We start from the raw sequence: 344 nt of genomic DNA on the forward strand, positions 1-344 counted from the left end.
AGAGAAAGAAATTATGAATTTTTTTCGTAATACACCGGAGGCTGTTGCAAATCTACGTGCTCCCATTTTTGAAGAAAAAGTCATTGATCATTTGCTGTCACGGATAAAAATCACAGATAAAGAAGTAACAGTTGAAGAGCTGATGAAAGAATATGATGAATCAGATTTAACTGAAAAAAAAACCAGAAAAGAAAAAAGGTGTAGAGAAAACTCCAATCAGAAAGAAAGCACCTAAAAAAGGTTAATATTTGCGCTAAGAGAATAGCCCGATAAAGTAGGGCTCTTTTCTCTGAGATTTATATTGTAGGCTTGCACTTAAAGTGGTTTTAGATTAACCGTCAGGT

Annotated in this window: 1 pseudogene; it reads left to right on the forward strand. The window is 34.0% G+C overall.

Features of this window, described 5'->3' with window-relative positions:
- A pseudogene (locus tag ACFIK8_RS09245) lies at positions 1 to 245 on the forward strand (trigger factor); the annotation flags it as partial.
- Positions 246 to 344: the final 99 nt, after the last annotated feature.

It is taken from the genome of Bartonella sp. MR168JLCBS (genome assembly GCF_042194175.1).